This is a genomic window from Streptomyces sp. NPDC001401, assembly GCF_042895385.1.
Classification (GTDB): Bacteria; Actinomycetota; Actinomycetes; order Streptomycetales; family Streptomycetaceae; genus Streptomyces.
On the sequence record NZ_JBIAWI010000011.1, the window covers coordinates 128,912 to 143,858 of the forward strand.

Here is a 14,947-nt window from a genome sequence, read left to right on the forward strand (position 1 = left end):
AGAAGTCCGATGTCTTTTTCAGAGGCTGGCGATGAGTCCGCCGTCGACGCGAATGACCGAGCCTGTGATGTAAGAGGCCTGGACGCTCGCGAGGAAGGCGACGGCGGCGGCGTATTCCCGCGGCTCGCCGTAGCGGCCCACAGGGATCGACGCGACGCTCTCGGCGGACGTCTCCGCGACGGACTTGCCCTCCCGATCGGCCTTGGCCTGGTCGAGGAATTTGATCCGCTGGGTGGCGATCCGTCCCGGAACGACCACGTTGCAGGTGACACCCTCGGCCGCGACTTCCCGGGCCAGCGTCTTGGACCAGCCGAGCAGGCTGCCCCGCAAGGCGTTCGACAGCCCCAGGTTGGGGATGGGGGCGATCACCCCCGAGCTGGCGCTGGTGATGATCCTGCCCCAGCCGCGGCTCCGCATCAGCGGCACGACCCTGTCCGTGATCGCGATGACGGACAGCACCATGGACTGGAAGTGCTTCAGCCAGAGTTCAGGGTCCTGCCCCGCAACCGGCGAGGGCGGCGGCCCTCCCGTGTTGTTGACCAGGATGTCCACGGGACCGAGCGCCCCTTCGACTGCCGCGATGTGCTGGTCGATCGCGCCCAGGTCCGCGAGGTCCCATTCCAGGGGCACGGCTTTCCCGCCCGCGTCGGCCACCGCCTCGGCGGTGCTCTCTGCGGCCTGTGGGCTGATGTCCGCGACGGCGACAGCGGCGCCTTCCGCGGCGAGAGCCTGGGCGATCGCGCCGCCGAGACCCCCACCTCCGCCCAGTACGAGCGCGGTCTTGCCCGAAATTCCCAGATCCACAGCTTCGCTCCTTGGGCGGTGGCCCCGTTCCCCGGCCGTACGGCCGACGGCTACGTCCGTCGTTTCCAAATGACACTGCCACGAGGTTGTGGTGGGTCTCCAATAGGAATCTCTCGCGACATGCATAAGGGATGCCTATGCGCCGCGAATAGGGAATAGGCGTTGCCGGCGTGCAAGATGAGGTGGGGAATAGGGCCGTTTCGGCCCGTCGATTCCCGACGCATGTTCATGGCCGTAACTGGAGGCCCCTATGTCCTTGCCGGAAACCATGCAGGCCGCGGTGCTGGGCGAGCCCGGCACCCTCGCCGTCACGACGCTGCCCGTGCCGCAGGTGGGACCGGAAGACGTTCTGGTACACGTCCGCAGGGCGTCCCTGTGCGGAACGGACTTGAAGATCCGCAGTCGGCACTTCTTCAAGGACGGCGGCCCGGCCGCGGGCGAGTTCGTACCCGGCCATGAGTACGCCGGCGTCGTCGCCGCGGTGGGCAGTGCCGTGGACGAGCTCCGGGTCGGCGACCGGGTGGTGACGGAAGCCCACCGCGGGTGCATGCGCTGCGCCAACTGCCTGGCCGGGGCCTACACGGACTGCCTCAACTACGGCCTGCGGCACACCGGGCACCGCGTGCAGGGGATGACCGTCAACGGGGGCTTCGCGGAGTACGCGCTCAACCACGTGGCGACCCTCCACCGGTTGCCGGACACCGTGGACTTCGACGCCGCGGTCGTCCTCACCACCGTGGGCACCGTGATGCACGCCTTCGACGTGCTCGACACCCTGCTCGTCGGATCCACGGTCGCTGTGATCGGCCCCGGACCGATAGGTCTGCTCGCGGTACAGGTCGCACGTGAACTCGGGGCCAGGACCGTAGCCCTGACCGGCACGCGGGAAGCCAGGCTCGCCATCGGCAAGTCCTTCGGCGCGGACCTGGTCGTCAACTCCCGGGAGGAGGACGCCGTAGCGGCGGTTCGGGAGGCGACCGACGGGATCGGAGCCGACATCGTCCTGGAGTGCTCCGGCGCCCCGAGTGCGGTGGACGACGCGCTGCGCATGGCCAAGCGGTCCGGGAAGGTCGTCCTCGTCGGCTTCTTCGAAGAGCCCGTACAGGCCGACCTCAACCACGCCGTGATGAACGGCATCTCGATCCAGACGTTCCGCGGCGAGGGCACCGGTTCGGTGGCCCGCGCCGTGGGCCTGGCCGCCCGGGGCCGGCTGCGCACCGCGGAACTGGTCACCCACCATTTCGGGCTGCCCGACGTCGCCGAGGCGTTCGACACCTACGCCGAGCGCCGGGGCAACGCCATCAAGGTCATGCTCGACATCTCCGAAGACCCGGAGCCCACCGGTGACCGGTGACCGAGAGGGCACCGTGCCCGACGCCCTGGCAGCCGGACGGGAGAAGGCAGCGGCCGCCATGGCCGAAACTGCCACCGCCTGGCTGAACAGCCTGAGCGAGGACCAACTCCCGCTCGCCGCCTACGACTCCCCGCTCCACCTGGATGCGGAGGCCGAGCGGCTGCGCTGGTTCTACACCCCCACCGAACACGGCGGGCTCGCCGTCCGAGACCAGAACGCCCGCCAACAGAGCCTGGCCATGCGGCTGGTGGCCACCGGACTGTCCATCCCGGGCTACGCCACGGTCACCACCGTGATGGGACTGGAGAACGTCCTGGACCAGCTGGAAGGGTGGCGGGTCCACTGGGACCGGCAGCGCGGACGGGACCCCGGCCTGTACTGGCTGAGGATCTTCGGCCGCCCCGGCGACCGTGTCTGGGCATGGCGGTTCGGCGGCCACCACATCTCCCTGAACAACCTCGTCGTCGCCGGCCGGCTCGTCTCCACGACCCCCTGCTTCATCGGTGCCGACCCGGCCACGACCGAGCTGATCGGAGGCACCCTGCGGCCCTTGCAAGGCCCTGAGGAGACGGCCCGTCAACTGGTCCGCAGTCTGGACACGGGCCAACTCCAAAGCGCCCTGCTCCACCCGTCCGCAGTCTCGGACATCGTCTCCGGCAACCGCCCACGCGTCGAACACGGCGACACGATGATGCACATGCAGGACCTGTGGCGCGGCCGGTTCGCCGACCCTGAGCTGGACCGGCTTGTCGACGACATCGACCGCCGGGCGGAAGCGGGCAGCGGATACACCGAGAACGATCACGCGCGCGTGGCCATCACGATTCCCCCCAAAGGCATCAGCGGTCGCGACCTGAACAACGAGCAGCGGCACCTGTTGCGCCGGCTCGTCACCCTTTACACCGGACGGGCACCCGAGTTCCTCGCAGACGCCTACGACACCCACTACGCCTCTGACACCGTCCTCGACGCGGTGCATTTCGGCTGGGCGGGCAGCACGGACGCCGGGGCACCGCACTACTACCGGGTACAGGACCCTCGCGTCCTCATTGAGTACGACAACACCCAGCGGTACGCCAACCACGCCCACTCGGTGTGGCGTGACCTGACCTCCGACTTCGGACTGGACGTACTCGCCGAACACCGCGCACACATCGCACACGAGTAGGGCGTACTCGGGGAGCGCCGTACACACCCGTTCAGGTACGGGCGGCAAGCCTGGCTTCGACGCCGTCGAGAAGCGACTGCAGTCCGAAGGACACATACGGGCGAGGGGTGGCTGCGAGGGCGGCGCCGATCGCGAACGTGACGACGCTCTGGGCGGCTTGCTCGGCATCCCGCCTGGTGAGGCCGGACGCCTCGCAGACCGCGAGCAGGTGCTCGTCATGGCGGTCCCTGGCCGGGCCGTCGAGAGGCTGGATGGTCATGGCGGCCAGCAGCCAGGGGCGCCTGAGAAGCATCGAACGCAGGTTGTCGGCCATGGCCAGGAGGACCGGACGCCATTCGACGCCGTCGAGAGCGGGGAGAGGTGTCTGCCCCCAGACGGTGTCAGCGGCCAGCAGGAGCAGATCCTGTCTGCTCCTGACGTGATAGTAGAGTGCCGCCGCGGTGATGCCGAGACGGCTGCCGAGTTTTCGCATGCTCAGACTCTCGATGCCGCCCTCGTCCAGAAGGGCGATGGCCGCCTGGATGATCTGCTCCTGGTGCAGGGCGTCGCGGGCCATCCCCGCGGTAGGCGGCATGGGGCTGCTCACGGGACCTTCTTGCTGTGGGAACGAGGCCGCGGTGTGCGGCTCTGAGGGCGCGTGGCCATCGCGCCGACGAGGACGGGGTGTCGTGCGCGTCGGCGCGCGGTTCATGCGTGGGGGCCGTTGCGGTATGTCAGCCGGGAGAGCCCGCGGGCCTGATGCTGCGCAGCAGCCGCTCTCCGGACTCGCGTAGCTGGTCCTTGACCTCGTCGAGGCCGGATGCGAGCAGGACGTGATCGCGTTTGCGCCAGGTGCCGGCGACCATCACGGCTTCGATGTTGGCGATGTCGGCGTGCAGGACCGTGGCGATGGGGTCGTGCGCCGGCCACAGGTTGAGCGCCCGGGCGTCGACGGCGACCAGGTCGGCCTGCATGCCCGCCTCGATCCGGCCCACCTTGTCTGCCAGGCCCAGTGCCTTCGCTCCTTCGACCGTGGCCCAGGCAAGCGCCTGTTTGCTGGTGACAGACGGTGTGTTGGCGTACATGCCGGTCGTCTGCCGGTGGTGGGCGTGGTCCAGGCTGCGCTGGTGGGCCAGGGCGATCCGGGCGGCGGTGAGGACCCTGCCGGGTACGGCGGTATCGATGTCGGTGCCCAGGGAGGGTGCTGCGCCCAGGCTCAGCAGGGATCCGGTGATGGGTGTGCCGTGTCCCTGGCCCAGTTCGTTCTCCGGGGTGGTGGTGAAGGTGACGCCCGCTTCAACGAGGGTCTTGATCCAGTCGTCGGGCAGGTCGGCTCCGTGCACGATGTTGGTGAGGGGGCTGAACAGCCCGGCAGCACGTACTGCATCCCAGCCGGGTGAGGGTTCGCCGCCGCTCTGGTGCATCGAGACGACGAGGCCGCGTTCGGCGCCGGCTCGGAAGTCGGCCACCGCGGTCTCGGCGGAGGAGTACTGGGGTCCCTGGAGTGCCATGCCCAGGGTGAGGAGGGTGTGGTCGCGGACGGGGCCGTCGAGCAGCCGGTCGATCTCGGCGAGCGGGTGGGGGATCTCCGGCGAGCGGTAGGGCGTGCCGTGCAGGAAGACGGCGCGGATCCCGGCCTGGACCAGTCCCTCGACGGCCGCGTCGGCGTGTTCGGGCGACAGGGCGTTGTGACACCAGTCGCCGAGGGTGGTGGTACCGCAGTTGATCTGGTTCAGGGCGCCGGCGAGATTGCTGATGTGCATGTCGGCCGGGGTGTAGTGCCCGACGCACTCGCCGTGCAGGTGGGTGAGGTACTCCATCAGCGTCCAGTCGGCGCCCGCGGAGCGCAGCGCGGTCTGCCAGGTGTGCAGATGGGTGTTGACCAGGCCGGGGATGATGACGCGGCCGGAGAAGTCGACGACCTCGGCGTCGGGCGCCTGGATGGTTTCGCCGACGGCGGCGATGGTCTCGCCGTCGACGAGGATGTCGACATGCTCGGCGTGCGGCCGGTCCGGCGTCATCGTGATGACTTGCGCCCCGCGCAGCAGTATGCGGCTCATTCAGTGGCCCCCGAACCGGGGGAGGTGTGGCTCTGCTGGGACATGGTGCGGCTCCTTGCCTGCGGCGTCATTGCCCGCACGGCGCCTTGTGTGGTGGTGAGGAAATCCCGAGTGGCGATGTGCCCGATGTAGCCGTCGGGACGGATCAGCAGCAGCGTGTCGCCGGTCAGGCCGTAGGCACTCTGCAGCGTGTTCTTGGGGTCGGAGAAGGCGCGGCCGTCGCCCGCGGCCGATCCGACGGTGAGCCGCTTCAGCTGGGCGCCCGTCGTCGGCCAGTCGAGGAGTTCGAGGTCCCGGGCGGCGTCGGGGCCGTAGGCGATGGCGGTGAAGTGCGGTCCCTGGAAGAGGTTGAACAGGCGGGTCTCGGCGCCGTCGGCGCCGAGCAGTTGGGCGTCCGGGGCGCGGTCGCCCACGTGCAGCGTGCTGGTGTCGCCGCTGTCGCCGTCGGCGGGGGCGAGCGGGCCGCCGTAGTAGGTCAGGGCGAGCTGCTGCTCGTCCTTGCCGCGCTTCATGCTGGAGGGGTCGAGCTTGGCGAGGCCACTCCACTTCTCCGTGGACAGTCCCAGGACCCCGGCGGCGATCGGCTGCCGCTCGGCCTCGTAGGTGCCCAGCAGGGCCGGGTCGGCTCCGGCGAGGACCTGGCCGAGCTTCCAGCCGAGGTTGTAGCCGTCCTGCATACCGGTGTTCAGGCCCTGGGCACCGGCCGGGGTGTGGACGTGCGCCGCGTCGCCGACGAGGAAGACACGTCCGCGACCGTAGTGCTCCGCAAGACGGATGTTGGGCCGGAACACGGACGTCCAGTGGATCTCGTGCAGCTGGATGTGCCGGTTGCGGGTGTGGGAGTGGATCCGGTCGATGATGGCGCCGATCTCCTGGGGCGGCTTCTCGTCGGGCGTGAGCCGGATCATCCACTGGAACATGTCGCTGTCGGGGAGCGGGCAGGCGCCGATGAGCTTGCCGCCGAGGCCGGGCCACATGTGCCACCGGTTGCGGGCCAGGCCACTTACGGAGGCATCCACGATCAGCACGCGCTCGGCCTCGTCCGTTGTCCCGACGAAACCGATGTCGAGCTGCTTGCGCACCGCACTGGAGCCGCCGTCGGCCCCCACGGCATAGCGGGCGACGATCTCCTCGACCCCGTCCGCGCCCACCACCTTGGCGACCACCGTGTCCTCGTCCTGCGTCAGCTCGGTCAGTTCCTTGCCGAACTCGACCTCGCGGCCGAGCTCACTGAGCCGGGCGTGCAGGGCGCGGTCCGTGCGGAACTGCGGGATCAGCCAGGTGTTCGGGTACGGGACGTCCGGGGTTGCCTCTTTGTGGGGGAACATCTTCCACGGCACACCGATGGGTCCTGCATGGATCCCGAGCTTGGGATAGATGTCGCCGCCGGCCAGCACGTCGTCGAGAGCGCCGAGGTCTTCGAGGACTTCGAGGCTGCGGGGCTGGATGCCCTTGGCGCGCGAGCCGTCGAAAGCGTGGGGGGACCTGTCGACGATCCGGACGTCGAGTCCGCGGCGTACGAGGTCGATCGCCAAGGCGGAGCCCGAGGGGCCGGCACCGATGATCAGTACGTCGATGGCCTGCGGACTGTTCATGAGTCGAGCCTTTCGGTGCGTGCGGACACGAACGGGACGAGCTGATCGGCGACGTCGCGAGGCCGTTCGTATGGGGCCATGTGCCCGCATTTGTTAATTACGTGATGTTTCTGAGGCTTCAGCAGAGCGCGTGCTGTGTCGAACTGCACCAGCGGCGTGACGTCGTCCTCGTCGCCCCACAGCAGCAGCGTCGGAATGCCCAGTGCCCCCGTCCGCCGGAAGAGGTCGTCACGGCCGGTGAAAGGCAGGTGCTGCAGGGTGTCGAAGACCGCGTACAGCGAGCCCTCGAAGCGGAGGGTGCCGAGGACCATCTCGGTCAGTTTCGCGCCGAGCTCGGGGTCGCGGACGTTGTGCCCGAGGTGCCCCTGGAGCAGCTGAAGGCCGCGACGGCGGGCGACCACTCCGGCCAGCAGATCGCTGCGCAGCAGCCGGTTGGGGGAGGCCAACCGCGGCTTCGCGAGACCGGCGGGGCCGACGATGGTGAGAGTGGACACCGACGAGCGGTACTGGGCGGCGTACGTCATGCTGACCAGTGCGCCCATGGAGGTGCCGACCAGGTGCAGGGGCCGCGCCGTCAGGCCGAGCCGGTCCGTCAGCTCGGCCAACTGCCGCGTGAACAGTGTCTCGTCGTATCGCGCCTGTACCCGGTCGGAGTAGCCGCGGCCGTAGGCGCTGCAGGTCAGAGTGCGCAGCCCGCGGGCGTGCAGCTCGCTGACGAGGCCGTCCCAGTAGAACAGCGGGATGGTCAGACCGCCCGCCATCAGGACCACATCCCCGTCCTCGGGCCCCGTCAACTCGTAGTGGGTGACGCCGTCGGACAGCTCGATGAAACTGCCGCGCAGCGCCTTGCGCGAGTCGGCGGTGAGTTTGCGGTCCTCGCCCGAGGCGACGAAGTACTTCATGGAACGGGCCTCCTTGCCCTCAGTTCGCGGGGATGTCGGCGCAGGAGCCGAGGAACTTCGCGATCGCGTCCGCGACCCACTGCGGTTCCTCCTCCGGCAGCAGATGTCCGCCGTGGGGGTGGACGAGCTCCTGGGCGCCGGGGATGTCGCGGGTGAAGTGCTGGCCGTCGATGCTCGCGCTGCGCAGCACCAGCGTGGGCACCGTGATGCGGGGGATCTGCGCGCTGCGGTCCGGCTGGTCGGTGTTGCAGAAGTCGACGAAGGCCGAGCGGTTACCGGGGCGGCTCATGAGCTGATAGGCGCGGTCCACCATGGCGTCGTCCACGATCTGCGAATGCGGCCCGACGGCCTCGCGCAGGTTGCGTTCGAGTGCCCCGCGCGGCATCACCCGCCTCAGCAGGGGCCGCACCAGCGGGTTGCGGGTCAGGCGCATCCCCGCGGGCACCGTCTTCTCCGGGTAGCCGGTGGCATTGACCAGTACCAGGCCGGTCAGCCGCTCCGGATGATCCAGCGCGACGTTCCAGGCGATGTTGCCGCCCAGGGAATTGCCGGCCAACGCGTAGCGCGGCACGCCCAGCGCCTCCGCGAAGCCCGCCACCGTCGCGGCGTACGCCGGAACGCGGTAGTCGCGGTCCTTGCGCGGGCCCGTCAGCCCGAACGCCGGCAGGTCGGGACGGATGACATCGAACGAATACGACAGTAGATCCGTCGCGCGGTCGAAGTGCTGCAGGGATGAGGCACTGCCGTGCAGCAGCACGAGTGCCGGGCCGTGCCCAGCACGCTTGTAGTGGATCCGCAGGCCGTCCACCTCGACGAACCGGGAATCGGGCTGGGGCTCAGACCAGGTACTCATAATGGCAACACTGTTACCGATAAGGTGGTCGTGTCAAGAGGAAGCCCCCGCGTGTTACGACCACGGTGGTCTTGAGCGAGGAGACGGATCAGTTGGTGCGCCGCGCTGCCGGTCGTCCGCCGGTCCCACCGGACCGGATCGTCGCCATGGCGCTGGAGATCGTCGACGAGGAGGGAGCGGAGGCGCTGTCGATGAGGGCCCTGGCCGAGCGCCTGGGCTCGGGTACGGCGACGCTGTACCGGCATTTCGGCAACCGCGCAGAGCTCGTGGCGCAGGTCGTGGACCACATGTTCGGCCTCGTCGAGCTGGACGATCGGGAAGTGGCCTCGGCGGGCTGGCGGTAGTCTCTGAGGGCGGTGGCACACGCCATGTTCCGCGCCCTGGGTCGGCACGGGAACGCCGCCGGGCTGCTGGCCGAGCAGATTCCCGTCGGCCCCAACGCGATGGCGCTGCGGGAGCGCTGTGTCGCGGTCCTGCTCAAGGCGGGATTCGAGGCCTCACTGGCCACGCGCGCGTATGTGACGCTGGCTCGCTACGTATTTGGCCTGGCGATACAGCTCAACCATGAGAACGGCGCCGGTGGGCGGGGCAACGAGGAGCCGGTCGCTGCCCTGCGGGGCGTGGATCCGGCACAGTTCCCCGCTGTCCTCTCGATCGCGGAGGCGTTGCCGGTGCCTGTCGAAGAGGTCTTCTCCTTTGGGTTGGATCTCATCCTCAGGGGGCTGGCGGCCTTGCGTGATGGTGGCTGACCAGGGCAACAGCTGCGTCGAGCGTCAGGTCGTGCCAGTGGCTGCGTCTGTCGAGCGCGATCTTGTCCATCTCGGGTGTGCGGCCGGAGCGGGCATCGCGCACTGGGTGACCAGGCACTCATCACGGCCTGACGTCCCCGGCGCCCGGTGCGCGGCCCCGCCCGACTTCCACGATGCCCGCGGCCAGCTCCCGCAGGATCCCTGCCCGGCCGCCACCTCGATCACGATGAGCCGATCACCGTAACGGGGTGCCAGGCGGTCCAGCACGGCGGCGACGGTGCCAGGCCAGAGCCACCTCCGGTCCCCGCACACGATTACTCGGGGATCAGCGAATTCCATGGCACTCTTCATCCCCAGGGCAAGCTTCGTCTGCCGACCGGTTTTCGAGCCGTGCAAGTTCCCGCTCGCTGATCAATGCTGCGATCGGGCCGGAGTCGTCGGCAAAAATGACCCGAGCGTCAGAAGCTGGGACCCTACGGATGAGATTATCCGAATGCAGAGGGAGCCTCGACACCGCGATTCGGTTGCTGGCATCCAACGGTGACTCCAGCCAAGCGCAACTGTGCAGTAGGAAACCCAGTGCGCATTCCTGGGACACTGCACTTGAGGACCGGTCGCGGGCCAAGGCCTCTCTGATCGGGCGTGAACAACGGGAGGAAGGCGTCAAAAGCGGTCCCGGCGCCTCATCGACCAAGTCCTGCTGCCGCTGCTCACGCCCGACGGACCAGACAGGCGTCCCCGGCCAATGCCTCCATCCGCCTTGAGCTCAGGCACAGCGGTGAGCCCTCATCGTGGCCCCGTCACCGTCACGGGAGGGGACCCGGCCGCCGAGAAGGCCGGCGCTGCTCCTGCCCTCACGGTGCGCCGATGGCCGCTGCGTGCCCAGCGTGTTCTACAAGCCCCCGTGGCGTGACGTCCGGGAGTCTCAGCCGCACCACGATGGCAAGTACGGCAGTTCGGCACTGAACAATTCACCGCGCTACTGAACTGCCCACTGAACTGTTTCGTGCGCAACTGAACTCTTCAGCGCCGTTCAACAGCGCGCTGCACGTCCACGGTGCTGCCGAGGCGAGGCCGCGCAGGCGCCCAGCAGCACCGCATGGTCGCCGAAACGGCGCCTCGTCTCGACGAAACCGCCCTGTGCCGTGGCCAGATCCAGCACCTGGGAACCGCCCGCCCCGGCCGGATTGAGGAGGTGGGCGCCCTCCTTGTACACGGTGCCCACGATGTGGAAGGCGATACCGCCGCTCGGCCCGACGGCGACCACCCAGAAGCGGACCCGTTCGCTCGCCTTCACCCGCAGGGGCCGATTCGTGTACTGGGCCGCGATTGCCGTTGAACACCCAGGCGTCCGGGGTGTCCTGACGCATCGTCGTCGCCTGGACGGTGCTGCCCGGTGTGCCGAGGTGGAGCTCGGAGGAGACCAGGACGTACTCGTGGTCGACCTCGGTGGTCCGACGGGTCGATGACCACGGCGCCGTACATGCCGTTGCCCATGTGCTGGAGCATCGGCGCGGGAGCGGTGCACCAGACGCCCGCCCGGCGGTACGGAGGGTGACCTCGAAGACATCGCCGACCCTGCCGTCCAGCGTGGGGCCGGGCCCGGGGGAGAGGCGGGCGCTGCGCGGATGCCGGCCGGGGGAGAAGTCGGCGGAGAGGTCCAGGCCGCCACTTGTGGCCGCGGTCGTGGGGCGGCCGGAACGCGTGCTCGTACTGCCGGTCACGACGATGTCCGTGCTCATCCCGGCCGCCCCGTGGCCCGGCAGGGTGCACGACGCCTTGCGGCCGGCGGTGATCTGCCCGAGGTCGAATACGTAGGTGTCACCCTTGGCCGGGCCGCCGGCGGTGTCTCTTGCCACTGTGGGCGACGAGCACGGCCGGCACGATCAGTACGGCTCCCGCGGCGGAACCCCATAGTGCGGGGCGGCGTGCCACGCCGTTGCGGCCGACGTCCCTCCTGAGCGCTCGGCCGCTGCGGACGAGGACGGCCACCGTCGAGGCGAGGAATTGGGCTTCTGGTGGGTCGCCCGGGTACGACTGGAGGTGCGCCGAGCGGCGCAGTGGGGCCGCGCGTGGGCCGAGTTCAACGCCCGCCGGAGCCATCGGCGCGCATGAGCCGGGCGGTTGCCCGGGCCGCGGCCGCGGTGCCGAGGATCTCGCAGACCTCAGCAAGAGCCCGTTGTACGACCGTACCTGCGGTCACCGTCACACGGCCTGATGCAGATTCACATGCGGGACCGGTTGCCGGCGGCTCGCGGTGCCGGGTGGGTCGAAGGTCCCGGCAGACCGGTGCCGGACGGGACGGGCCGGTGTCCTGTACGGCACTGCTCGCGATCAGCCCGGACGACGAACATCGATTGCGAGATACACGTACAGGAGAGGATCTGCGATGACCGCGACCGTGACAGCCGGCCCCCGGACCGCCGACGCCTGGCGGGAGTTCGCCGGGACGGGGTGGCGTGAGCGCATCGACGTGCGTGACTTCATCCAGGCCAACTACACACCGTACGAGGGCGACGCGGCCTTTCTGGCCGGCCCCACGGAGCGCACCCGGACCGTCTGGGAGAAGGTCGGCGGGCTGTTCCCCGAGGAGCGGATGCGGGGCATCCTCGACGTGGACACCGCGACCCCGTCGACGATCACCTCGCACGCCCCCGGCTACATCGACCGCGAGCGGGAGCTGATCGTCGGTCTGCAGACCGATGCCCCGCTCAAGCGGGCCATCATGCCGGGCGGCGGCCTGCGGATGGTGGAGAACGGGCTGAAGGCGTACGGCTACGAGCCCGACCCGTTCGTGACGAAGGTCTTCGGCACCTACCGAAAGACGCACAACGACGGCGTCTTCGACGCCTACACCCCCGAGATGCGAGCCGCCCGCAAGGCCGGCATCATCACCGGCCTGCCCGACGCCTACGGCCGCGGCCGGATCATCGGCGACTACCGGCGTGTCGCCCTGTACGGCACCGACCGCCTCATCGAGGCCAAGCGCGCCGAACGCGCCCGGCTCGACGCGCAGCCCTCGACCTCGGACGTCATCCGCGACCGCGAGGAACTCGCCGAACAGATCAAGGCGTTGGGTGAGCTCACCCGCATGGCCGCGACGTACGGCTGCGACGTCTCCCGCCCCGCCGCCACCGCGCACGAGGCCGTGCAATGGCTGTACCTCGGCTTCCTGGCAGCCGTGAAGGAGCAGAACGGCGCCGCCATGTCACTGGGCCGCACCTCCACCTTTCTGGACGTCTACCTCCAGCGCGACCTGGCGGAGGGCGTCATCGACGAGCCCCGCGCCCAGGAGCTGATCGACGACTTCGTCATCAAGCTGCGGATCGTACGGTTCCTGCGTACGCCCGAGTACGACACGTTGTTCTCCGGCGATCCGACCTGGGTGACGGAGTCGATCGGCGGCATCGGCACGGACGGCCGCCCCCTGGTCACCCGCACCTCCTTCCGCTTCCTGCATACCCTGTACAACCTCGGCCCCGCCCCCGAACCGAACATGACCGTGCTGTGGTCCCCCCGACTGCCCAAGGGATTCAAGGAGTTCTGCGCCCGGGTGTCCATCGACACCAGTGCCGTCCAGTACGAGTCGGACGACCTCCTGCGCCCGCGCACCGGCGACGACACCGCGATCGCCTGCTGCGTCTCGGCGATGGCGGTGGGCAGGCAGATGCAGTTCTTCGGCGCCCGCGTCAACCTCGCCAAGGCCCTGCTCTACGCCGCCAACGGCGGCCGCGACGAGCTGACCGGCGACCGGATCACCCCCGAGATGCCCCCGCTGACCGGCGAGTATCTGGACTACGAGGAGCTGTCGGCGGCGTACGACCGTGTCCTGGACTGGCTGGCGCAGACCTACGTCAACGCACTCAACGTCATCCACTACATGCACGACAAGTACGCCTACGAGCGCATCGAGATGGCCCTGCACGACCACCCCGTGCATCGCTTCATGGCGTGCGGCATCGCCGGCCTCTCGGTCGCGGCCGACAGCCTCTCGGCCGTCAAGTACGCGCGCGTGAAGGTCATCCGGGACGCGACCGGACTGGCCGTCGACTTCGAGACCGAGGGCGAGTTCCCGGCGTACGGCAACAACGACGACCGCGCCGACGCCCTCGCCGTCGGTCTGGTGGAGTCGTTCATGGCGAAGGTGCGCAAGCACCCCACCTACCGGGACGCCGAGCACACCCAGTCGGTACTGACGATCACCTCCAACGTCGTCTACGGCAAGCACACCGGCAACACCCCCGACGGGCGCCGTGCGGGACAGCCCTTCGCGCCCGGCGCCAACCCCATGAACGGCCGGGACCGGCACGGTGTCGCCGCCTCTGCGCTGTCGGTGGCGAAGCTGCCGTACGAGCAGGCCCGCGATGGCATCTCGCTGACCACCACCATCACCCCGGAGGGCCTGGGCCACGTCCCCGAGGAACGCGCGGGCCACCTGGTCGGCATCCTCGACGCCTACATGGCATCCGGCGGATTCCACATGAACGTCAACGTCCTGAACCGTGCGGTCCTACAGGACGCGATGGAACACCCGGAGAAATACCCGGAGTTGACGATCCGGGTCTCCGGTTATGCCGTCAACTTCGTTCGCCTGACCCGAGAGCAGCAGCTCGACGTGATCAGCCGCACCTTCCACGGCTCGCTGTGAGCACCGAGACCGACCGGGCGACGGCCCTCGCCCCCGCGGAGCCCGACCGGGGAACCGGTCTCGCCCGGACGACGGGCCGGATCCACTCCTGGGACCTGTCCACCGGCGTGGACGGTCCCGGGACCCGGTTCGTACTCTTCGTCAGCGGCTGCCCGCTGCGCTGTCTGTACTGCGCCAATCCCGACACCTGGCACATGCGCGACGGGCGGGAGACCACGGTCGACGAGGTGATGGCGGAGATCGACAAGTACCGGGCGTTCATCACCACGGCCGGGGGAGGGGTGACCATCACCGGCGGCGAGGCGCTGCTCCAGCCCGCGTTCACGGCCGCCGTGCTGCGCCGCTGCAAGGAAGCCGGACTGCACACCGCCCTGGACACCTCCGGCTTCCTGGGCGCCCGCGCCACCGACGAACTCCTCACCGACACCGACCTGGTCCTGCTGGACATCAAGTCCTTCGACGTCCGTACCTATCGGGAGCTGACCGGCTGCGAACTCATCCCCACCCTGGAGTTCGCCCGGCGTCTGGACCGGCGTGGCAACCGGATGTGGATCCGGTATGTGCTGGTCCCCGGCTGGACCGACTCACCGGACGCCGTATACGGCCTCGCCCGCTTCCTCGCCGGCCTCGGCAACGTCGACCGCGTCGACGTCCTGCCCTTCCACAAGCTCGGCGCGGCGAAGTACGACGCCCTCGGCATCCCCTTCCGCCTGCGGAACACGCCGACCCCGGGGCCCCATCTGGTCGGGCGGGTCCGTGACCAGTTCCGCGAGCTTGGCCTGAACGCCTACTGAAACTGCTCGGACCGAACGGCCCGACCTGTGGGCCCAGCGGC

The 14,947-nt window shown here is 69.2% G+C and carries 14 protein-coding genes; 6 read left to right on the forward strand and 8 right to left on the reverse strand.

Going from position 1 to position 14,947, the window contains the following annotated elements; all coding sequences use genetic code 11:
* Window positions 1-18 precede the first annotated feature (18 nt).
* Window positions 19-804: an SDR family oxidoreductase gene (locus ACFY10_RS32395; RefSeq protein ID WP_390668779.1), complete on the reverse strand. Its 786-nt coding sequence runs from the start codon at window positions 802-804 to the stop codon at window positions 19-21.
* Between the two features lie 250 nt (window positions 805-1,054).
* Between ACFY10_RS32395 and ACFY10_RS32400 the strand changes: the two genes are divergently transcribed.
* Both ACFY10_RS32400 and ACFY10_RS32405 read left to right on the forward strand, forming a co-directional pair.
* A complete protein-coding gene (locus ACFY10_RS32400; RefSeq protein WP_390668780.1) occupies window positions 1,055-2,158 on the forward strand; it encodes a zinc-binding dehydrogenase in 1,104 nt (367 codons plus the stop codon).
* Window positions 2,148-3,326, forward strand: a complete 1,179-nt coding sequence (locus tag ACFY10_RS32405) for a DUF3500 domain-containing protein (RefSeq protein ID WP_390668781.1) — start codon at window positions 2,148-2,150, stop codon at window positions 3,324-3,326. The genes ACFY10_RS32400 and ACFY10_RS32405 overlap by 11 nt, the downstream gene beginning before the upstream one ends.
* A 31-nt stretch (window positions 3,327-3,357) precedes the next feature.
* On the opposite strand, the gene ACFY10_RS32410 is transcribed toward ACFY10_RS32405, so the two are convergent.
* The 5 genes from ACFY10_RS32410 to ACFY10_RS32430 all read right to left on the reverse strand — a co-directional run bounded on the left by ACFY10_RS32410 (window position 3,358) and on the right by ACFY10_RS32430 (window position 8,715).
* Window positions 3,358-3,912 (reverse strand): TetR family transcriptional regulator, encoded by a 555-nt coding sequence (locus tag ACFY10_RS32410; RefSeq protein ID WP_390668782.1) that lies wholly within the window; start codon window positions 3,910-3,912, stop codon window positions 3,358-3,360.
* A gap of 127 nt (window positions 3,913-4,039) precedes the next feature.
* Window positions 4,040-5,365: an amidohydrolase family protein gene (locus tag ACFY10_RS32415; protein ID WP_390668783.1), complete on the reverse strand. Its 1,326-nt coding sequence runs from the start codon at window positions 5,363-5,365 to the stop codon at window positions 4,040-4,042.
* Entirely contained in the window at window positions 5,362-6,960 is a 1,599-nt protein-coding gene (locus tag ACFY10_RS32420) for an FAD-dependent oxidoreductase (protein ID WP_390668784.1), read from the reverse strand. The genes ACFY10_RS32415 and ACFY10_RS32420 overlap by 4 nt, the downstream gene beginning before the upstream one ends.
* Window positions 6,957-7,862 carry an alpha/beta fold hydrolase gene (locus ACFY10_RS32425; RefSeq protein ID WP_390668785.1) on the reverse strand — a complete coding sequence of 302 codons (906 nt, stop codon included), beginning with the start codon at window positions 7,860-7,862 and terminating at the stop codon, window positions 6,957-6,959. The genes ACFY10_RS32420 and ACFY10_RS32425 overlap by 4 nt, the downstream gene beginning before the upstream one ends.
* A gap of 19 nt (window positions 7,863-7,881) precedes the next feature.
* Window positions 7,882-8,715, reverse strand: a complete 834-nt coding sequence (locus ACFY10_RS32430; RefSeq protein WP_390668786.1) for an alpha/beta fold hydrolase — start codon at window positions 8,713-8,715, stop codon at window positions 7,882-7,884.
* 71 nt (window positions 8,716-8,786) lie between these two features.
* On the opposite strand from ACFY10_RS32430, the gene ACFY10_RS32435 reads away from it, so the two are divergent.
* Together ACFY10_RS32435 and ACFY10_RS32440 are read left to right on the forward strand one after the other, a co-directional pair.
* The gene (locus ACFY10_RS32435) at window positions 8,787-9,059 is read left to right on the forward strand and encodes a TetR/AcrR family transcriptional regulator (RefSeq protein WP_390668787.1); all 273 of its coding nucleotides are present in this window, start codon (window positions 8,787-8,789) and stop codon (window positions 9,057-9,059) included.
* 12 nt (window positions 9,060-9,071) lie between these two features.
* Window positions 9,072-9,464 (forward strand): TetR/AcrR family transcriptional regulator C-terminal domain-containing protein, encoded by a 393-nt coding sequence (locus tag ACFY10_RS32440; RefSeq protein ID WP_390668788.1) that lies wholly within the window; start codon window positions 9,072-9,074, stop codon window positions 9,462-9,464.
* A 1,033-nt stretch (window positions 9,465-10,497) separates the two neighbouring features.
* On the opposite strand, the gene ACFY10_RS32445 is transcribed toward ACFY10_RS32440, so the two are convergent.
* Together ACFY10_RS32445 and ACFY10_RS32450 are read right to left on the reverse strand one after the other, a co-directional pair.
* Entirely contained in the window at window positions 10,498-10,761 is a 264-nt protein-coding gene (locus tag ACFY10_RS32445; RefSeq protein WP_390668789.1) for a hypothetical protein, read from the reverse strand.
* A gap of 524 nt (window positions 10,762-11,285) precedes the next feature.
* The gene (locus tag ACFY10_RS32450) at window positions 11,286-11,567 is read right to left on the reverse strand and encodes a hypothetical protein (protein WP_390668790.1); all 282 of its coding nucleotides are present in this window, start codon (window positions 11,565-11,567) and stop codon (window positions 11,286-11,288) included.
* 286 nt (window positions 11,568-11,853) lie between these two features.
* Here ACFY10_RS32450 and pflB point away from each other — a divergent pair, with 286 nt between their 5' ends.
* Both pflB and pflA read left to right on the forward strand, forming a co-directional pair.
* The gene (gene pflB / locus ACFY10_RS32455; RefSeq protein ID WP_390668791.1) at window positions 11,854-14,112 is read left to right on the forward strand and encodes a formate C-acetyltransferase; all 2,259 of its coding nucleotides are present in this window, start codon (window positions 11,854-11,856) and stop codon (window positions 14,110-14,112) included.
* An 80-nt stretch (window positions 14,113-14,192) separates the two neighbouring features.
* Entirely contained in the window at window positions 14,193-14,906 is a 714-nt protein-coding gene (pflA, locus tag ACFY10_RS32460) for a pyruvate formate-lyase-activating protein (protein ID WP_390668996.1), read from the forward strand.
* The last annotated feature ends 41 nt before the right edge of the window (window positions 14,907-14,947 follow it).